General features: G+C 40.5%; 19 protein-coding genes and 1 tRNA gene. 5 read left to right on the top strand and 15 right to left on the bottom strand.

The window, feature by feature from the left end; all coding sequences use genetic code 11:
• Window positions 1-142: 142 nt before the first annotated feature.
• From QOL76_RS17110 to QOL76_RS17075, 8 genes are all read right to left on the bottom strand, one after another.
• Window positions 143-229, bottom strand: a tRNA-Ser gene (locus tag QOL76_RS17110).
• A gap of 99 nt (window positions 230-328) precedes the next feature.
• Complete coding sequence (locus QOL76_RS17105) at window positions 329-1396, bottom strand: asparaginase (RefSeq protein WP_283414181.1); 1068 nt, start codon at window positions 1394-1396, stop codon at window positions 329-331.
• Entirely contained in the window at window positions 1393-2169 is a 777-nt protein-coding gene (locus tag QOL76_RS17100; protein ID WP_283414180.1) for a TatD family hydrolase, read from the bottom strand. Before QOL76_RS17100 ends, QOL76_RS17105 begins: the two co-directional genes overlap by 4 nt.
• Window positions 2166-3293 (bottom strand): glycosyltransferase, encoded by a 1128-nt coding sequence (locus QOL76_RS17095; protein ID WP_283414179.1) that lies wholly within the window; start codon window positions 3291-3293, stop codon window positions 2166-2168. Before QOL76_RS17095 ends, QOL76_RS17100 begins: the two co-directional genes overlap by 4 nt.
• On the bottom strand, window positions 3290-3916 hold the full coding sequence (locus tag QOL76_RS17090) for a polysaccharide deacetylase family protein (protein ID WP_283414178.1): 627 nt from the start codon (window positions 3914-3916) through the stop codon (window positions 3290-3292). Before QOL76_RS17090 ends, QOL76_RS17095 begins: the two co-directional genes overlap by 4 nt.
• A 1-nt stretch (window position 3917) precedes the next feature.
• Window positions 3918-5129: a PP2C family protein-serine/threonine phosphatase gene (locus QOL76_RS17085; RefSeq protein ID WP_283414177.1), complete on the bottom strand. Its 1212-nt coding sequence runs from the start codon at window positions 5127-5129 to the stop codon at window positions 3918-3920.
• Between the two features lie 2 nt (window positions 5130-5131).
• Window positions 5132-5383: a hypothetical protein gene (locus QOL76_RS17080; RefSeq protein WP_283414176.1), complete on the bottom strand. Its 252-nt coding sequence runs from the start codon at window positions 5381-5383 to the stop codon at window positions 5132-5134.
• Between the two features lie 33 nt (window positions 5384-5416).
• Complete coding sequence (locus QOL76_RS17075) at window positions 5417-6517, bottom strand: glycosyltransferase (protein ID WP_283414175.1); 1101 nt, start codon at window positions 6515-6517, stop codon at window positions 5417-5419.
• 21 nt (window positions 6518-6538) lie between these two features.
• Here QOL76_RS17075 and ruvC point away from each other — a divergent pair, with 21 nt between their 5' ends.
• Window positions 6539-7114, top strand: a complete 576-nt coding sequence (gene ruvC / locus QOL76_RS17070; protein ID WP_283414174.1) for a crossover junction endodeoxyribonuclease RuvC — start codon at window positions 6539-6541, stop codon at window positions 7112-7114.
• A 47-nt stretch (window positions 7115-7161) separates the two neighbouring features.
• Here ruvC and QOL76_RS17065 read toward each other — a convergent pair whose 3' ends face one another.
• Window positions 7162-7716, bottom strand: a complete 555-nt coding sequence (locus tag QOL76_RS17065) for a porin family protein (protein ID WP_283414173.1) — start codon at window positions 7714-7716, stop codon at window positions 7162-7164.
• A 178-nt stretch (window positions 7717-7894) separates the two neighbouring features.
• Between QOL76_RS17065 and QOL76_RS17060 the strand changes: the two genes are divergently transcribed.
• Window positions 7895-8458 carry a Crp/Fnr family transcriptional regulator gene (locus QOL76_RS17060; protein ID WP_283414172.1) on the top strand — a complete coding sequence of 188 codons (564 nt, stop codon included), beginning with the start codon at window positions 7895-7897 and terminating at the stop codon, window positions 8456-8458.
• Between the two features lie 23 nt (window positions 8459-8481).
• On the opposite strand, the gene QOL76_RS17055 is transcribed toward QOL76_RS17060, so the two are convergent.
• The 3 genes from QOL76_RS17055 to QOL76_RS17045 form a co-directional block, all read right to left on the bottom strand.
• Window positions 8482-9027 (bottom strand): hypothetical protein, encoded by a 546-nt coding sequence (locus QOL76_RS17055; RefSeq protein ID WP_283414171.1) that lies wholly within the window; start codon window positions 9025-9027, stop codon window positions 8482-8484.
• A gap of 105 nt (window positions 9028-9132) precedes the next feature.
• Complete coding sequence (locus QOL76_RS17050; RefSeq protein WP_283414170.1) at window positions 9133-9516, bottom strand: hypothetical protein; 384 nt, start codon at window positions 9514-9516, stop codon at window positions 9133-9135.
• Window positions 9517-9711: 195 nt separating this feature from the next.
• Window positions 9712-10089 (bottom strand): hypothetical protein, encoded by a 378-nt coding sequence (locus QOL76_RS17045; protein WP_283414169.1) that lies wholly within the window; start codon window positions 10087-10089, stop codon window positions 9712-9714.
• 91 nt (window positions 10090-10180) lie between these two features.
• Between QOL76_RS17045 and QOL76_RS17040 the strand changes: the two genes are divergently transcribed.
• A complete protein-coding gene (locus QOL76_RS17040) occupies window positions 10181-11644 on the top strand; it encodes a potassium/proton antiporter (protein WP_283414168.1) in 1464 nt (487 codons plus the stop codon).
• 434 nt (window positions 11645-12078) lie between these two features.
• Here the strand turns inward: QOL76_RS17040 and QOL76_RS17035 are convergent, their stop codons facing one another.
• From QOL76_RS17035 to QOL76_RS17025, 3 genes are all read right to left on the bottom strand, one after another.
• Window positions 12079-12408 carry a DUF6686 family protein gene (locus QOL76_RS17035; RefSeq protein WP_283414167.1) on the bottom strand — a complete coding sequence of 110 codons (330 nt, stop codon included), beginning with the start codon at window positions 12406-12408 and terminating at the stop codon, window positions 12079-12081.
• A 452-nt stretch (window positions 12409-12860) separates the two neighbouring features.
• Window positions 12861-14024 (bottom strand): PepSY-associated TM helix domain-containing protein, encoded by a 1164-nt coding sequence (locus QOL76_RS17030; RefSeq protein WP_283414166.1) that lies wholly within the window; start codon window positions 14022-14024, stop codon window positions 12861-12863.
• A complete protein-coding gene (locus tag QOL76_RS17025; RefSeq protein ID WP_283414165.1) occupies window positions 14024-16402 on the bottom strand; it encodes a TonB-dependent receptor in 2379 nt (792 codons plus the stop codon). Before QOL76_RS17025 ends, QOL76_RS17030 begins: the two co-directional genes overlap by 1 nt.
• Before the next feature lie 203 nt (window positions 16403-16605).
• Between QOL76_RS17025 and QOL76_RS17020 the strand changes: the two genes are divergently transcribed.
• Complete coding sequence (locus QOL76_RS17020; RefSeq protein ID WP_283414164.1) at window positions 16606-17214, top strand: hypothetical protein; 609 nt, start codon at window positions 16606-16608, stop codon at window positions 17212-17214.
• Window positions 17215-17283: 69 nt separating this feature from the next.
• A complete protein-coding gene (locus QOL76_RS17015) occupies window positions 17284-18654 on the top strand; it encodes a purple acid phosphatase family protein (RefSeq protein WP_283414163.1) in 1371 nt (456 codons plus the stop codon).
• Window positions 18655-18671 lie beyond the last annotated feature (17 nt).

Here is an 18671-nt window from a genome sequence, read left to right as displayed (position 1 = left end):
CAAACCACTACCATGCCAAACAGGATCTCACGATTCTCGTAATAGTCTATCACAAACCCGAGGGCCCAACTCATCCATTTTTTTGCTGGGATAAGATGTAATAGAAAAAGCCAGCTTTATTGCTAAAGCTGGCTTTTAATTGTAGAGAGGAAGGGATTCGAACCCTCGATACCCTCACGAGTATACACGCTTTCCAAGCGTGCGCCTTCAGCCACTCGGCCACCTCTCTAGGTTGGCTTCCGATCCAGTATTCCGAATCGGAGTGCAAAGAAAATTATTATTAATCCAGTTTCCAAATTATCCTGGAAAATAGCCGATGAAATTAATCCTAAGCACTCATCTCGCCAGCTAATGGCGCTTTCAGCTTCGCGATGATTTCTGAATGCCGAGTTTCCTGACCCAATAAAAACATCAATTTGGTTACCGCTGCTTCGGTGGTCATATCTGTACCACTCACCACACCTACACTCAGTAGCTCCTTACTTGTCTCATATCTCCCCTGAATCACCCTACCACCATTACACTGAGATACATTAAGGATAATTATCCCCTTTTTAATAGCTCGTTGTAGTGACTCCATAAACCATGACTCGCTGGGGCTGTTTCCCGAACCGTAAGTTTCTAAAACAATCGCCTTAAGTCCCTTTATATTTAAGGTAGCATCTATCACATTCTGTGTGATGCCAGGAAATAACTTGAGAATAAGCACATTATTATCAAGTGAATTTCTATTCACTAATTTCTTGTGCGTTTCCAAAGGACGAATAGCCTGGGTGTTATAGTCTATTACTATTCCTGATTCAGCGAGAGGCGGATAATTCTCCGATTCAAATGCGTCAAAGTGCACGCTTTGAACCTTCTTGGAGCGATTTCCTCGAAGTAGGAGATGATTAAAGAAAATACAAACCTCTGGCACTATCGGCTCTCCATTGATTTTTGCGGTAGCGATTTCTAGGGAAGTCATGAGATTCTCACGAGCATCAGAACGCATAGCTGAAATCGGTAATTGTGCCCCAGTAAAAATTACTGGCTTATTCAAACCTTGAAGCATATAGCTGAGCATGGAAGCTGAATAGGCCATGGTATCCGTACCGTGCAGTACCACAAAGCCATCGTAGCTATCGTAATTTTCATAAATGATATAGGCCATATCCTTCCAATGACTCATAGTGACATTAGATGAATCAATGGGCTCAGGAAAGGAAATTACCGTAATAGCAATATCCATAGTATAAAGAATAGGGATCTTTTCTAGTATCTGCCCAAAATTAAATGGCACCAAAGCTCCGCTATCATCATACGCCATACCAAGTGTTCCCCCAGTATAGATGATCAATACTGAAGAAGTCTTACTTGTCCGCATTGCGGTATTTAATCGTACTATTTTATAATTCATGATCCAATCTCACGGAATAGGTTAAGGGCATTTTGTTTTGTTTTGAGAGCAACTTCCTCCTTAGACAGTTGGAGGTAATCTCCTATTTTCTCTGCTATAATAGGCAAATAAGCTGGAGAGTTCCTTTTTCCTCTATAGGGTACTGGAGCAAGATATGGCGCATCAGTCTCCAACACCAAATTATCAATATTGATTTCTGGAATTACTTTATCCAAACCGCCGTTTTTAAAAGTTGCTACACCACCTATACCAAGTAAGAACCCCATTTCAATTATCTGATTTGCCTGATCTAAGGTGCCATTAAAGCAGTGGAAAACTCCTTTCAACTTGCCATCGTGCTCCTCCTTAACTATGGAGATTGTTTCATCCATAGAATCTCTGCAGTGAAGCACTATCGGTAAATCTCTTTCCTTAGCCCAATTTATCTGAATTCTCAAGGCTTCTTTTTGCTGCTCAAAAAATGTCTTGTCCCAATATAAGTCCAATCCAATTTCACCCACAGCTGCAAACTGACGTTTGTTCAGCCAGTCTTCCATTATAACCAATTGCTCATGAAAATCCTCCTTCACATCACAAGGATGTAGCCCCATCATAGGGATACATAACCCGGGATATTTCTCCTCACAGTCAAGCATCGCAGCGATCGTCTCCACATCCACATTCGGCATATAGACCCGTTCAATCCCAGCATCTCTAATGTCTTGGATGACCTGATCGCGATCTGAATCAAACTTAGAAGAATAGATATGGGCGTGTGTTTCTATGTAATTCATGGGTATATTCTGGATTTCCATTTGGTCTTGGAAGGCCAAAAATAGTAAAGAATAGTAAGGAGGATGGTATTGAAATTATAAAAATCGAAAAGCAGCAAGGGAAACCAACTTATTTTAACACCGCTTTTTCTGGTTAACCCAATAAGAAATATGCTTTGTAAAAAGATTTTAATCCATGCTAAACTCAGCCCAAGTGACGGCCTCAATAGTATTAACCCAATAATCGCTACAAAATATATCACCTGAAGAGCCAGAATAAACTTCCAATAAAACGGCAAAGTCATTACTCCACTCATCCAACGTTTTCGTTGCACAAGTAAGGCTCGAAAACTTATTTCAGGTTTTGTTATAGCAAGCATCCTTGAACTTACTTGATGCGCTATTTTGAAACCTGACTTCCGAATCGCTCGTGAGATCTCGAGATCTTCAGTAAGGCAAAAAGGCAACTTTTTAAACCCTCCCGATTTTTCATAGGCCTCTCGACTAATGACCATATTATTTCCGAGGCCAGTTGTCTGGATCCCCATATCAGTGGCTACTTTGACAAAACCTAGTGTCAACCACCAATCGATCTCCTGAAATCTCTCCAGTAATTTTTGCGCCTTGACTTGAGTAATCCCGATTAGCACACCTGTTTTTTCACCAAAACAAGAAACTCCTTCTTGAATCCAATTTGGGTTTACCTCACAGTCTGCATCAGTATAAAAATAAAATTCACCAGTTGCTTGATCTCCCAAAATCGCCAACGCATTTGCTTTACCATTTCTATTGTATAGCCCGGTTTGCGATGGGGAAATAGTCAGAAAACTTCGGTTAGGCTTCTTCTCACACCAGTCCTTCAAGATCGCAGTGGTAGCATCTGAACTTTGATCATCGACAAAGAGAAACTGAATTCGATCCGATGGGTAATCCAATTTTTCAAAAGATCTCAGAAGGTCCGGGAGATCCCTTTCCTCATTTCTTGCTGCTACCAGTACTGACACCTTTGGCAATTCCTCGTTCAGTGGCTTTGAATGGTCTTTCCAGAAAAAATGAAGACGAATCCACGCAAGTAGGAATTGAATATAAAGTAGCGCTAAGGTTACCAGCCCAAGCATTACAAAATACGCAATCCAATCACTCATAACAACTCGGTTTTCCAGCCCATCTCCCGAATGTAATCCAGGTATTGTGGCAAAATTTTTGGCAAAAGAGCCTTAGTCTTTATTTGATCGTGAAATACTGCGATGCACCCTTCTTTGGTATGCTGGATTGATTTCCTCAAAACCAATTCAGACTTCAAGCTTTGATCATAATCTCCCGACAGCATAGTCCACATCACTATCTCATGGAACCTGGAAACCTCCACTGCTTGACTTGATTTAATCAACCCATATGGCGGACGAAAAAGCTTAGTCTTTATTCCCAAAACGTCCTGAAGGGTTCTATCGCAAAGTTCTATATTGTCTAGGTAAACCGACTTTTCTGTTTTCCAACCATTCAAATGATTGAAGGTATGGTTGCCAAGTTTATGCCCCGAACTGATAATGGTTTGGGCTAAAAGTGGGTTTTTTCTAACGTTATCACCGACCACAAAAAAAGTCGCCTTCTGATTCCGTTTGGCTAATTCCTCTAAAACAAAGTCCGTAACTCCAGGCACGGGACCATCATCAAATGTCAAAAAAATCGTATTCTCAGGTTCACTTTTCTTCCAAATCCTCTTGGGATAAAGCATCTGAAAAAGCTTCGGAACCGTATGCAAAATCATACTATTGGAACTTTAAACTGAGCAAGGTCAAATCATCTCTCAATGGAACATCTTTTGAAAAGGTATTAATCTTCTTCAAAAACTTACGGTGAAAATCATCTGGGTCCAGCCCCCCATTTTTATAGATGAATTTCTCCAGCCGCTCCTCACCAAATTCTTCTCCAGATGGATTCATCGCCTCAGTCAATCCGTCCGTATACAGATGCAAAGAAAAATCAGTCAGTTTTTCACGCATTCCAATTTCTAGAAAAGGTAACTCATCGAATGCTCCCAAAATAGTTGTTCCAGCATCCAAATTCTCGGCTTTTTCTGCCTCATCTCTATAGAGCAATGGCGGATTGTGACCCGCGTTGACATAAGTAAGCTTTCGGGTTTTGAAATTGAAATACCCTAGGAAAAAAGTAATGAAACGCTCGCCATTGGTATTTTCAAACAGAGTATAATTCAATTGCTTTACAACCATTTCCAAATCAGCATCGCTCCGCAAAAGCGTACGAAGAGCAGCCTGAAAATTGGACATTAGCAATGCCGCAGAAATTCCCTTACCCGAAACATCCGCAATACAGAAATAAACCTCATCTTTTGACTTGCGAATCAGATCGTAATAATCACCACCAACCATGCTGTGAGGCAAATAAGTGACTTTTGCCTTCAACTCTTTGTCAATAGGAAGCTCGGCTGGGAAAAGCATCTGTTGAACCTGGGAAGCTATGGCAATTTCACGATTCAATATTTCCTGCTCCAACTGCTTTCTAGCGAACCGCTTATTTTCCAAAGCCACCACCAGAATATTGGTTAGGGCTTGGGTGAAATTCAGATCTAAATCCAGGCTCAAATCCTTTCGCTTGAGAAATAGAATCGCAAGCATTTTGTCTTTATGATAGACTGGTAGATATGTTTCGAGCTCCGCAAAAGAGTACTGCTCTTCCAACTCCAATCTCAATTCACCCGTAGCTTTTTCGTCCACCACCTGATCAGCAGAAATCAGCTTAGGCACATTCCCTTTTACTCCATGAGAAATTTTATTTTCAAAAGCACCTTGCTTTGCCACATAAAGAATCAATGCTTTGATATTCAGATGGACTAAGCAGGTAAACTTGAAAATATTGAGCAAAACTGCCTCAGACTGATTTTCATTAATAGCCTGCGTGATCTCGAGTAGAGATTTAAGCTGCAGTTCCTTCCGTTGGAATTTGTGTGTTTCTTTGATCAATTCTAAAGTGTATTATGGGCCATCAGGCCTTTTTTCGTTGCCAAAAAATGTAAATCTTTTCCTTCTCTCTTGATATCCACTTCTCCAAATCGCTCTGTATCGGGGTCATCGAGGCATTTTATATAGCCTTGGGCAAACAAACTCTGTAAAGTTGCTAATAGCACTTCATCTTCCCAAGCTAAAGTTTCCAAAAGGTAGGTAAAGGGCTGGACAAAATAGAGTTCGTCCATCAAGTCAAATTCTTGGTCGCTCATGATCTAATTTTCAAATTCTAAATTAACATTTCTCTACTTCTCCCTACCCTTCCAAGTGAATTTTCCACTCAAAGCTGCAATCCCAACTCTCAAAACATAGAATGGGTGCACTAGAGAGGTTTGTAGCAGGAAACTATTATTTGGCTGCCTTCCCATCGTTTTAAGAACTTTTCCCAAACTCATTTTTTCAGCAGCGATTTTAATTAGCCAAACTAATCCAAAAGCAACAACTCCCTTTGCTCCAAGAAAAACTAAATAAAAGCTTCCGATCCAAATCAGTTGGACAAAGAAAGCAGCAATAGCAGATAAGGCATGTGAAAAAGAAAAATGGATCTTCCATTTACTTGCCCATCGTACGCGTTGATTGATCAAAGAATCCCAAGTGGATTCTGGCTGAGTTTTTACCAAGGAACCTGGTGAGACTAAATAGTGACAAGCTTCTTTGCCAAATTTTTTGTGGATTTTCTTTAACAAAAACTCATCATCCCCTGAAGCAAACTCTCGATTACCTTCATATCCGTTCACTAGATCAAAAGCCGCCTTCCTGTAGGCAAGATTTGCACCGCTACACATTAAAGGATTCTTTTGGAAAAAGGAATAATTAGTAAGCAATAAAATACTTGCCCAATCCAATGATTGAAACTCATGTAGAAATTCTGCCTTTCCCTCCACCATGACAGTCCCTGCTACCAACTGAATCTTTGGATCCTGAAAAGGTAAAACCATCCTTTCTATCCAATATTCCGAAAATTCACAATCTGCATCAGAACAAAATATGATTTGTCCTGTCGCTACCTTCACTCCAAGTTCCAGCGCTCTCTTTTTGCCCTCATCCCTACTTCTCAACACTTGGACCTTTTGATTTTCTTTAAAAGCCCTTTGCAAAAGCTCGAAAGAGTCGTCTTCAGAATTGTCATCAATCAGCAGAATCTGAAGGTTTGGATACCTGAGCTTCATTAAATTAAAACAGAGACTTGGGATATTTTTAGCCTCATTTCTGAATGGAATAAGCAATGAAACAGCTGGAAAAAATGTATGATTAAGAGCTTGATCCGATTTTGGATCCCAAAATCTACCCATCCACCAAAGCAATGTGAAGTAACTCAGGGACCAAATGAGGTAAAAACTTAGCATGTTTTGGGCTAACTTGCGGGGGTGAGCAAAGAACAAGAAAAAGCACCAAAGGAAAAAATCATCTTAGGTATAGATCCTGGAACAAACGTGATGGGTTACGGGGTGATTTTGACAGAAGGCAAAAAATACAAACTCTTACAATACGGGGTCATTCATCTAAAAAAATATGAAACCCATGAGTTGAAACTCAAGAAAATTTTTGAACGAATTACAGGAATACTGGAGGAATTTTTACCTGACAGCGTTGCTTTGGAGGCTCCATTTTTTGGAGTAAACGTACAATCCATGCTGAAGCTTGGCAGGGCCCAAGGAGTTGCCATGGCGGCAGCTTTGGCTAGAGATATACCGATCACCGAATATTCCCCAAAAAAAGTAAAACAATCAGTAACTGGAAATGGAAATGCATCCAAAGAACAGGTAGCAGCTATGCTTCAGACGCTTTTTAGCTTAACTGAGCTTCCAAAAATGCTGGATGCTACTGATGCCTTGGCAGTAGCGCTGTGCCATCATTTTCATGAGGGAAGAATCCAAACAAAAGGAAGAAATGCCGGATGGAAATCCTTTATAGAGGAAAACCCAGACCGTCTCAAAAAATAAAAACCCGGAATAAACCGGGTTTTATATTTTGTTGATCAAATAACTTTCTAAAAAGTATATCCTACAGACAATTTAAGCACATTATTTTTGACGTCTTGATTGTAATAATTTGTGCTCTGTATCCCTAAATCATAACTGGCCTGAGCATTAAATCCTAAGGGCAAATCTACTCCAACACCTACCACACCGGCTATTTCATATCCTTTGATAGCCTCTGTGCTGGTATCAGTACTGCCATCCGCGTACTCTAATTTTCTAGAGACCAAAACTGAGCCCTGCGGTCCAGCAAAAACATTTAAAAATGGAAGAAAATTCACCCTAAGTAGTACAGGAACATCTATGTAATTCAAACGATCTTGATCAACTGCAGGAGTGCCAGTATCGCCGGTCCTAATGTGACCCTTTTGGGAATATTGAATACCCGGCTCAACAGCTATAAATCCGGCACCAATTTTATAGAAACCTCCAACATGAAACCCTCCGATTGCCTTAGAATCAAAGTCTGAGAAATTTGCACTGGAATAACCTGCGCGAATACCAAATTGAGCATGAGCTGTTCCAAACAACCCAAGAGCGAATACTAAAACCAAAAGTTTTTTCATAAGTTTTTAATTAGTTGATAGAGTATTAAGAGTAGAATTCGATGAATAATCAATTAAAATCAGTGATATTTCTACTATCACTACGACACTTAGGGCACTTCTTTTTAAATTAACTGGATAAAATTTAGGCTAGCGCATAGTCAACCTTTCGCTACCACAACTTTTTAGTAACGAACAAATGGAAAATTTCTCAAGTCTTTTCAGCAAATTCCCTACCATAAGTGATGAAGCAAAACGAGCCTTTGCAAGTCACTTAGAAGAATTTGAAGTAGAAAAAGGCTACTTATTGGAAAAGGAAGGTCAAATAAGCAAATTCCTTTACTTCGTTGCTGTAGGTTCTGCGAGAAGTTACTACATCCGTGATAACCGTGACATTACGGTCTCATTTACCCTAGATGAGGAATTTGTCACCGCGATGCACTCGTTCATTACAAGAAAACCTTCCTATGAAAACATTGAAACCATGGAGAAAAGTAAGGTTTTCAAAATCTCCTATGATAACCTTCAGGCCTGCTTTCTTGAATTTCCTGAACTCGAGCGCGCTTACCGCATGATTTTGGAGCAATATTATATAGTGCTAGAGGAACAACAGATATTCACCAAGTTTAAAACTGCTAGGGAAAGGTACCTCGAATTGATGCAATACCGGCCAAAAGTAATTCACAAAGCTTCCGTGGGTCAAATCGCTTCCTTTCTCGACATGACTATAGAAACACTCAGTAGAATTCGGGCGAAGATTTAACTCCCAACGGCTAGCCTTTATGCTTAATCTTTACCCCCACTTCCTTTAAACTGATCTTCTTTATAAGCAAAAAGTACATTGAAAGTAGTCAATGAGCCATATGCTCTGGTAATGTACTGTTGCAAGTGAATCCGGTCTTCATCGTCCAATTTTGGGTGATTGTTGATATTTTGCTCCAGCACTCTCAGTTTTTCCCTCACCATTACGATTTTATGAAAAAACGCAGACATCGGGATTTCCTTGGTTTGAAGCGATTCATCGTTTGGTTCAAAAATCACATTGCCACCCATCCATTTCCCTCCTAAAGGAACAATCGGTGCGCGCTCCGAGGTCTGTATCAGCGCTTCTCGAATGGCCTTTTCTACATCCTTCATTGTCAGCATTGGGAAATCAGGAACCTTGGCTTCCTCCACAGTAAATCCCTCATAGTCCCTTGCGAGCGTCTTCACTTCCTCAGTGGTATAGAAGTAGATTTTATAATAAGTCTCATCGAGAGAAAGGATCATACCTGTCCCGAATTTGGGATGCACCAATTTGCTACCTGGTGCCAGTTCACTTGCTTGTGCCATTTTTAAAAAGATTTAGGGATCCAAAATAAGGAATTTTACTAAAAGAGAATTAGCTACAATGAAAACTACCTAAAAAGAAAGGGGGAACTTAGCACCCCCTTAAAATTAATTTTTCAGATTATTTATTTTCTGAGACCAAGCCTGTGCCAGATCCCATTCGTTTATCATATAGTCACTTCTCTCCTCATCATAGATTTCTATAGTAACCGGCTTACTTTGCTCATCATAATGATCTAGCTTTAAGCTGACTTTTTGAATGATCTGCCTCTTCTCCTTTCCTACCTTCATTTCACGAAAGTTTCTGATAGGACGACAAAGTCGAACCTGACGTAAGTCTATTTTCTGAACTTGGTTCCCTTTTTCCAAGGAATTCAGAAATAGCAGTTGGCCATTTTTTTGGTCCAAGCCAATGCAATAAGCCTCCCGCCAGGTATCAAAATCCCCTGATTTCAGATGACTTACTTGTGTTTCAGACTTGAGTTGTTCCATAAGCAGATTGCTTTTATTCCTTTGTTTTAAACTTGTTAGAATTAATGGCAGGCATACCATTACTGTCAAAGCGACCGATAAGGTAATTAATGTTAGTTCACTCATTATTTTTGGATGGATAAATGGAATATTTGTCCTACCTGACTTAGAGAAGCCAGAAGGATTTAGCAAAGTCAAGTTGAATTGCTATCCGTTTTACCAGAAATAATGGAAGGGAAAAATTATTATTGGTGCAGTAAGCGAGCCTAAAAATGGCGAGCTCGAATAGATTAGATCCAATAAGGAATTAGTATCCTGACCAAATTTTGGGTCTAAAATTGACGAAAAAAGAACTGGCCAATGTCCCGTTCCGGAACCCAAATTCTCATTGGAACTTTGCCTACTGATCCTATTCCAATCAGGATTAACACAAGGCTGAAAATCAGAGAAATTTGCATCTTCTTTCGTAATGCTATAATTACCTCTATCCCCAAATTCACTTGCGTACACCTGCGCTCCCAATCCTGTAGAGGGCAAAACCACCCACAGCAGGAAATAGAAAACGAGGTAAACAAGTGAAATTATTTTTTTCATTTTTTTACGAAAAGAAGGCTCTTTATAGCACCAAAGCCGCACAAAAGTAAGTGAATCTTCGTTAGTTTTGATCTATTCCCAATTCTCGCTTATGTCTGTAACGGCCGAAAATATTCTTTTAATCAGTTCTCTTTTACTTTTAGCAGGTGTTTTGGCGAGCAAAACTGCTGGTAAGACCGGCATTCCTATGCTTCTGATTTTCTTAGGAGTTGGGATGCTGGCTGGTTCAGACGGGATTGGCGGGATTAGATTTGACAATCCTGCCATCGCACAGTTCCTAGGAATCATAGCGCTCACCTATATTCTATACTCAGGAGGTATAGACACCAAGTGGCCAAGCATAAAACCTGTACTCAAACCCGGAATCACACTTTCTACCTTAGGCGTCTTGCTAACAAGCTTTTCTCTGGGTGGGTTCGTTTACATGATTTCGGAGCTAAGCTTTCTTGAAAGCCTATTACTCGGATCTATCGTTTCCTCTACAGATGCCGCTGCTGTTTTCTCTGTTTTACGGGCAAAAAGCATAGGATTAAAAGGGCATTTGAGACCGCTACTCGAATTGGAAAGCGGAAGTAATGATCCCATGGCATATTTCCTGACGGTCTCTATTCTCGGACTGATCACTTTAGAAACGGGTTCGATCTGGGAAATTATTCCTCTGTTTTTTATTCAGATGATTGTTGGCGGTTTATTAGGCTGGCTGTTTGGGAGAGCTACCGTATTATTAATCAATAAAATCAAACTGGATTTTGAGGGGCTTTACCCTGTGATGCTTCTTGCTTTAGTATTGATTACCTACACGACGACGGATCTATTGAAGGGCAACGGATTTCTCGCCGTTTACATCAGTGCTATCACTGTTGGGAATGCCAATATGGCTCACAAGAAAAGCCTCATGAAATTCTTTGATGGGATCGCATGGTTGATGCAAGTGATCATGTTCATCACTTTAGGTCTCTTGGTTTTTCCTAAGCAACTCTTCCCTGTCTCAGGAATTGCAATTTTAGCTGCACTCTTTTTGATTTTCGTTGCACGACCGCTAGGAGTGTTCATCTCACTTTCCTTTTTCAAATACAAGCTTCGCGAAAAGACTTTTATCTCCTGGGTGGGACTCAGAGGAGCAGTTCCTATCGTATTTGCGACACTACCCCTGATCGAAAATATAGAAATGGCTTCTACGATTTTCCATATCGTCTTCTTCATCGTATTGGCTTCAGTTGCTATTCAGGCGACTACTCTTCCTATAGCTGCAAAACTCCTGCACCTCTCTCTACCAGCTTCCTTGAAGCGAAGATCTATGTTAGACATCGAGCTTTCTGATGATTTTAAGAATGCGATTCTGGAAGTTCAGCTACCAAGGAACAGCATGATTGCAGGGAAGAAAATTTTGCAATTGGGATTCCCAAATACTTCTTTAATCGTACTTGTGAAAAGAAACGGAAAATTTATCACGCCAAATGGCCAAACCGAGCTGGAAGAATTGGACGAGCTTATGATCATGTTGGAAAATGACCAGGAAGAGGAGCAGATAAAGAATCTCCTTCAGATTAAATGAGGTAAGTCATAAGTTAAGACACCTAAGAAGTCGAACAATTTGCCAAACGCTTCTTCAAGTTCGGCAGATATTTATAAAAATCGACGGGATAATCAGAGGATTATTTACTTTCCATTTGCAGTATGACTGATAGTATTTCACCAAAAAAAATTAGCCCACCCCACTATTAAACCCGATAAGGAAGCGTCAGGAGAATCTAGCAAGAAAAATTCCCCTGACGCAGGAAAAATAAGAGTTGAAAAAGGTAAGCTCATAGCTTGAAAAGCATTTTAAAAAATAACCCAATCAAATCCTTGAGGAATTAGCAGAGATCATATTAATTAGCTTGGTGATGGCCGGCCTATTCAGCTGGTTTCCAGCCCCCCGTCTTTCCTCTTCGACAATATGCCTCTCGGCTATAGTCTTTCACCAAGTGGCTCCCAAGACCAGACTCCTCACAACCTGCGAATCATCTCAATCAACTCCAGCTGGGCGTTTGCTTCAATTACATTTGCCTTGAGCCGGTAAAACTCCTCTTCAAGCAGCGTAAACTGTACATCAGGATGATAGGTCTCAATCACAACCCGGTCAAATCCATCAAAGAAGGGATACTTTTCAAATTCAAATTCCATCCGGTCCAGATAGCTGCAGAAAGCATTATAATTGAGCGCATCGAAGCTCATCATCGCTTGCTTATACATAAGCCCCATCCTGTCACAATCGGCACATTTAGTGAAAACAAAATCTTCCGTTTGATAGACTATTTCTGTTTTACATGAGGACATAAGCTTCTTGTTTGAATGAAAGGAAAATAGTGCCTGGGATAAAAGCTAAGGTCGGTTTAGTTTCCAAATGCAGCCAATTTCCCAGGGCTTAGTTATACAGATAAGGTTATCTCTTAAGGCCTATGAAGTACTCAAAACCCAACTAGTACTGGGTGAGTTTAAATCATTTGACTCGTTTTATTTTTATTTAGATTAATTTTAAATTAAAACAAATCTAAGCCATGAGAGCCAGTCTGGCAAGGATCTCTGGAATTATTTAAAGGTTTTTTTTTGAAGAAAAAGTAAGTGTAAAAGTTTAGAGTCCATAAACTACAGTCCACAGCCTGACAAAAGGAACTTCCATTCTTTACTTACAAACAGATACTAGTGATAGCGAATGATAAATCCTTCCTAAAATGCAGAAAGGCTGCAAAACCTTACAACCTTTCTACCTTACAACTCTAAACTTAAATTCAAGCTTCCGGCAACACCATCTTCTCCTTAGCTTCACCCTCAGATTCTTTCTTCGCCTTATTTCTCCTTCCCCACCAGATCAAAAATCCAGTCACTGGAAGTGAAGCGATAATCGCACTTAGGAAAAAAGCTAAGATTTTACCCGGCAAACCAGCAATGGCGCCCACGTGCACATCATAGTTCATCCGCATAATTTTCTGGGCTACAGTTGCCTCTTCGAATCGGTTGTAAAAATGCTCCACAGGAAGTTCTTCCAAGGTATTCTGATCAAAATACCGGTAGTCAGACTTCCAATAAGTAGATGCGTCCGGATTTGAGTTGGCTGCGATTGCAGCTCCTTCGAAGCCCGGAGGATGAACTTCTATCCAATCCGCATTCGGATACTCCACATTCATCTTCACCCACACCGCATCCAAAGCCGGGATTTCTCCCTGATAATTCTGGGTGGAATCCGAAATTGGATCGTAATACTCTACAAATTTCTCCCCACCCGAAGCGACAAAATACAAAGTATCTCTGAACCATAAGAAGCCCCAGACCAAACCTGTAATTGCAAAAACCAAGGCAAAAGTCATTACATAGAATCCTAAGACTTGATGCAGATCATAATTTGTTCTTCTCCATCGAGCAGACCACTTGACCTTCAGGCTTTGCTTCAAGTTCTTTTTCTTTGGCCACCAAAGAATCAAACCCGAAATCACCATAAATAGAAATACTAAGGTAAATGATGCCACTACTGGCTGACCTATTTCCGGTGGAAGCCACAGGTAAAAATGTCCGTCTAATACGATTCGAAAAAAGTCAGCATACTCATCCTTTAGCTTGAGAACCTCACCGGAATAAGGATTGATGTATGCGATTTGGTAGTGGTCATTCCCTTCCCCATAGCTGAAGAATATAGCCTGAACAGATTTTTCTTTGGTAGGATAAAGAATCGCGTGTAAATGCCCTTCAGGAAAAGCCTTCTCTGCAATCGTAGTGATCTCACTCGGTGTCAAAACGGCAGTTTCCTGAGGTTCCACAAATAGAAATGGATAAGTCAATTCTTTGATTTCGGCCTGAAATGCGTAGATACAACCAGTAACTGCCACAATAAACACCACTAGCCCGGATGAAAGTCCGAGCCAGAGATGAAGTTTATTTATTGCCTTCTTTAGTTTCATTAAAATCTATAATTGAGACTAAGTGATACATTTCTTAGATTCTGCGGGGTCACTGTGGACCAGCCTGAATAGTACTTTTGATCTGTCAGATTATTGACCTTCAAGGCTAAGAAATATTGTGAGCCTGTATAAGATAGTGACGCGTTAAAAACCTGATAGGATGGAAGCTCAAATGAGCCGATCACATCTCTGTTTATAGTAAGGTATTCACTGGCAGTGTTACCACCGAAGCCAAGTCCAAAGCCTTTCAATGCGCCCGCTGAGAAATTATAGCTTGCCCAAAAATTGAACAAATCTGCTGGTCCTGCTTCTTCAGGGCGTAGTCCCAAGTACCCACTTTCAGCATAATCCTTGGTCACCTCTGCGTCATTGTGGCTAAACCCTGCCACCAAACTCAATCCGTCCACTGGACTTGCAATCACGCTAAACTCAAATCCTTTGCTGACTACCTCACCACCTTGGATAGAATTGTTCACGTTGGTAGGATCAGTCATGACACGATTGCTCACTGTGATATTGTAGTAGCTGGCAGTTGCAGAGATTTTGTCGTTTAGCAAGTTGGTCTTCACACCAAACTCATATTGGTTGGCTTTCTCAGCATCAAAAGTTTTAAAACGTGAATTGGTGCCGTCGGCATCTGTCACGGTGGTTGGTGCTATGTTTTTGAAGCCATTCATGTAGTTACCAAAGATGGAAACCTTGTCTTTCATTGGCTGGTAAACCACACCGAATTTAGGAGAAACAGCTGTTTGCGTGTTTTCGTTGTTATCAGTACCCCAGGCTTCATTTTTGAAGTTATCCACCCGTAGACTTGCCATCACAGAAAGCTGCGAAGTCAGTTCCAATACATCAGATACATAAGCACTCAAAACTCTCGTATTGCCTGTAGTATTTCCTTCGAACGTATCTTTAAGCAATTCATCCACTCCTGCTTGGGTCAAAACACCTGTGTCATTTCCATCAGAAAGTGTCACTACGCCATTTCCAACCCAACCTGTGCTGCTATTAATCAAATCCTGATCGTAATAATCAACACCTACAATCATTTTATTTTTCATAGCTCCCAGCAGGAAATTACCGATGAAATTTTGCTGAATGTCAGTGGAAATCGTTTGCGCATTTCTATCCGAAATATATCGGTAGAAAGAGTCTCCATCACTTCCATCAAATAGGTAGTGATAGTATCCGTCAGATTTGGTAGAGCTTCTGGAAACTACCGTCTGAGAAGTCCAGCTATTGGAAAGTTTGTAGAAAGCCTGAGCTTGAAGTGCATACGAAGCATTGTTGATACTCAGCTCATTTCCAGTAAATGAACGCTCATAATTACGTTCAAAAGGATCAATCGAATCAAAAGTGATTGGATTTGATCTGTTCAAAAAGATCATCGGCGCATTCACTGAAGTTGTGTTCAAAAACTCGGTGTTGATCAGGAAGGAAAGCCTTTCGCTAGCCTGAAACTTAAATGAAGGGGCAATGAAAAATGAATTTCTGTTTCCGGCATCCTGAAAGGTATTGTTGGACTGATATGCTGTATTTACACGCATAGAAGCATTTTCATTCAAAGGAACATTCACATCTCCTGTGATTCTATTTAACCCATAACTTCCTGTGATAAAACCAACTTCTCCTTTAAAGAAATCAGTGGGACGCTTGGTGGTGATATTGATCAAGCCTCCATAGGAAATCACTGAGCTACCGAAAAGCGTGCCTGACGGACCTTTGATCACATCCACAGTTTCGATATTTGCAGGATCAAGTCCACCATTATTTAAGCTTGGCATGCCATTGACCATAGTTGGCTGGACTGAAAAACCTCTCATTGAATAGTATTCTGCGCCGTCACCTCCACGCCCTGTGGATTCCCAAAGTCGGGTAATTCCAGTCGCATTTTTCAGTGCATCATTCATATTCGTTACCACTTGCTCTTTCAGAAGTTTGGAAGAAACTGAGTTGTAGACTTGCGGGTTTTCCAAATCTGTCAGAGGAAGTTTAGCTACAGTAAAGTTGCTGTCAGAATAAAAGCGATTGGTACTCATATCTGTAACGATCACTTCATTGAGATCAGTAGAACTTTCTGACAAAGTGAAATTCACAGAAAGTATTTCTCCAGCACTTAACTGGATATTTTTCTCCTGCTTTTCTATACCTACAAACGAAGCATAAACAGTATAGCTACCCGGAGCGATGTTCTTGATTTCAAAAAAACCATTTCTGTCAGTTGCATTGCCCTTCGCAAGGCCTTTGATCCCGACATTAACAAATTCCATCGGCTGGTCATCCGATGTCTTTACAAATCCTTTGATGCTGGCAGACTGGGCAAAAACGCCATAAACGCAAAGGTAAAATAGGGTGGATAAGAGTAGAATTTTACGATTCATGTTGGTTTGGTTTTCAAATATTTCACAAACTTATTACTTAGATTAATTCTAAACAACAGTTATTTAGAATTAATCTAAAAAAAGTTAAGAGTCCGCTTTTTGCTTCCCTTTAGCTTTAATTGCATTGCCGGGTCAACTCCATATCTTTTACCTTATTATTTGGAAATACTTAAATTGAAGCAGAATCGCTCAGCATAATTTTTATGAAAAAACTTCCTCAACTGACTATAGCCAGCATTTCTATCTTCCTAGGCTTCACTTTTTGGGGAGCTGGTATGGCAAAACTTTTTCACGATCACCAGTTTTTTGGATGGATTGGGCCAGTTTGGCTAATCGAAGAATTGGAACCCTATGGTTTGGGCTTCTACGGAAGGTTTATAGCTTTTAGCCAACTAATAATTGGATACCTCTTAGTCACCACCCGCTACAAATTGCTTGGTAGCATTATGATGATTCCTTTGATCGGCAATATTTTAATGGTAACGATCTCCTTGCAATGGAGTGGAACTCCGATTGTTTTAGCATTTCTTTTATTCTTAGACCTGATATTACTCTGGCAATACAGAGATTTTTTCAGACCCTTGATCGATGAAAGCAAAAGCAAATATGATATCAAGACTCGAAAAACACGCACTGTAAACGGTCACCTCGCTTGGCTAGCAGGACTTGCCCTCCAGATTTCTGCAATTCAAGTTTCCTATTGGAATTGGATAGTGGCTTGCGGGATAGTTTTGATGGGGCTTGTTCTATCTGGGTTAAGCTTTTATGTAGACAGAATTTTGACTAAGAATCATGATTTAAGAATTACTTAATACGGCTTTTGAAAAGATCATGTCTTTTATGGGCTACTTTACATATATTTTTACTAAAACTCTGACTTAATGAATACCTCAATTAAGATCGCATTTGTCTTTCTGTGTCTTGCAGCATCCTACTCTAATCTTATAGCTCAAAATTTTAAACCTTCAGAATTCCCTGACCGGATAATTCTGACTTGGTCAGACGACCCTATGTCCACCCAATCTGTTACGTGGAGAACTTCTTCTGATGTATCGGTTTCAAAAGCTCAGTTCATCTTAGCGCCGAATACCCCGATTTATCTAGACAGTGTAGAGACTATTATTGCAAGTACTGAATCTCTCGAGGTGGATAATGTAGCAGCAAACTACCATTCCGTAACGTTTCGCGACCTCAATGCAGCAACAACTTATGCTTATCGTGTAGGAAATGAAGATACTTGGTCAGAGTGGTTTCAATTCACCACCGCACCAAAAAAAGGAACACCCTTTACTTTTGCCTACTTTGGCGATGCGCAAAACAACCTCAAATCTCAGTGGTCAAGGATTATTCGGCAGGCTTATTCCAACCTACCGAAAGCGGCATTTATGGTTCACGCTGGTGATCTAATCAATAGTACACAATCCGACTCCGAATGGGGTGAGTGGAACTATGCTGGGGGATTTATCAACGCGATGATTCCATCTGTCAGCACACCTGGTAACCATGAATACGACAGCGAAGAAGATGGGACTTTGGTCTTGGATTACCATTGGCAAAAGCAATTTACATTTCCTAGAAATGGCCCAAATGAGTTTTCGGAAACTGTTTATTACATAGATTATTCAGATTTGCGTTTGATTTCCCTGAACTCCCAGGAGATAGTACAGAACGAAAAATCTATGGAGACCCAAAAAGTCTGGTTAGAAAAAGTACTCGCTGAAAACACCCAAAAATGGACAATCATCACTTTTCATCATCCGATTTATTCCTCGGGAACTGGCCGTGACAACAAAGAATTTAGAGAGGCTTTCAAGCCTATTTTTGACAAATACAAAGTGGATTTGGTGCTTCAGGGGCATGATCATTCTTACGGAAGAGGAAGAAATCTACCTTCTGGCGTGGCTAATCAAGATCCAGCTGCTCAAGGCCCTGTCTATGTAGTGTCAGTTAGTGGGCCTAAGATGTACAACCTCACTTTCGATAAGTGGATGGATCGGGCAGCTTCCAATACACAACTTTACCAACTGATCAGCATAGAAGGAGATCGATTAAGCTATGGAGCGTACACAGCTACCGGAGATTTGTACGATGCATTTGACCTTATCAAGGATGGAGTTCAACCGAAACAATTCATTGATAGAGCTGATAAAGCAATCCAAGAAGCAATAGAGCTAACCCCTGGCTCGGATAAGAAAATGACTCCTGAAGAAATGGCTGAGTACATGCGTACCTATAAAAAGGGAAATGAATAAAGTTGTGCAGGATACCA

The sequence above is a fragment of the Algoriphagus winogradskyi genome, assembly GCF_900182815.1.
Lineage (GTDB): Bacteria > Bacteroidota > Bacteroidia > Cytophagales > Cyclobacteriaceae > Algoriphagus > Algoriphagus winogradskyi.
The sequence above is the reverse complement of the archived record's forward strand: the minus strand, read 5'-3'. Positions and strand labels throughout refer to the sequence as shown.

What these genes read in the sequence shown, in the direction of transcription:
- QOL76_RS17100 (WP_283414180.1), bottom strand. Translation starts at nt 2,169, where the DNA reads ATGAATTACATAGAAACACACGCCCATATCTATTCTTCTAAGTTTGAT.
- QOL76_RS17090 (WP_283414178.1), bottom strand. Translation starts at nt 3,916, where the DNA reads ATGATTTTGCATACGGTTCCGAAGCTTTTTCAGATGCTTTATCCCAAG.
- QOL76_RS17025 (WP_283414165.1), bottom strand. Translation starts at nt 16,402, where the DNA reads ATGAATCGTAAAATTCTACTCTTATCCACCCTATTTTACCTTTGCGTT.
- QOL76_RS17105 (WP_283414181.1), bottom strand. Translation starts at nt 1,396, where the DNA reads ATGAATTATAAAATAGTACGATTAAATACCGCAATGCGGACAAGTAAG.
- QOL76_RS17035 (WP_283414167.1), bottom strand. Translation starts at nt 12,408, where the DNA reads ATGTCCTCATGTAAAACAGAAATAGTCTATCAAACGGAAGATTTTGTT.
- QOL76_RS17055 (WP_283414171.1), bottom strand. Translation starts at nt 9,027, where the DNA reads ATGGCACAAGCAAGTGAACTGGCACCAGGTAGCAAATTGGTGCATCCC.
- QOL76_RS17075 (WP_283414175.1), bottom strand. Translation starts at nt 6,517, where the DNA reads ATGCTAAGTTTTTACCTCATTTGGTCCCTGAGTTACTTCACATTGCTT.
- QOL76_RS17065 (WP_283414173.1), bottom strand. Translation starts at nt 7,716, where the DNA reads ATGAAAAAACTTTTGGTTTTAGTATTCGCTCTTGGGTTGTTTGGAACA.
- QOL76_RS17015 (WP_283414163.1), top strand. Translation starts at nt 17,284, where the DNA reads ATGAATACCTCAATTAAGATCGCATTTGTCTTTCTGTGTCTTGCAGCA.
- QOL76_RS17050 (WP_283414170.1), bottom strand. Translation starts at nt 9,516, where the DNA reads ATGGAACAACTCAAGTCTGAAACACAAGTAAGTCATCTGAAATCAGGG.
- QOL76_RS17030 (WP_283414166.1), bottom strand. Translation starts at nt 14,024, where the DNA reads ATGAAACTAAAGAAGGCAATAAATAAACTTCATCTCTGGCTCGGACTT.
- QOL76_RS17045 (WP_283414169.1), bottom strand. Translation starts at nt 10,089, where the DNA reads ATGAAAAAAATAATTTCACTTGTTTACCTCGTTTTCTATTTCCTGCTG.
- QOL76_RS17040 (WP_283414168.1), top strand. Translation starts at nt 10,181, where the DNA reads ATGTCTGTAACGGCCGAAAATATTCTTTTAATCAGTTCTCTTTTACTT.
- QOL76_RS17020 (WP_283414164.1), top strand. Translation starts at nt 16,606, where the DNA reads ATGAAAAAACTTCCTCAACTGACTATAGCCAGCATTTCTATCTTCCTA.
- QOL76_RS17095 (WP_283414179.1), bottom strand. Translation starts at nt 3,293, where the DNA reads ATGAGTGATTGGATTGCGTATTTTGTAATGCTTGGGCTGGTAACCTTA.
- QOL76_RS17060 (WP_283414172.1), top strand. Translation starts at nt 7,895, where the DNA reads ATGGAAAATTTCTCAAGTCTTTTCAGCAAATTCCCTACCATAAGTGAT.
- QOL76_RS17080 (WP_283414176.1), bottom strand. Translation starts at nt 5,383, where the DNA reads ATGAGCGACCAAGAATTTGACTTGATGGACGAACTCTATTTTGTCCAG.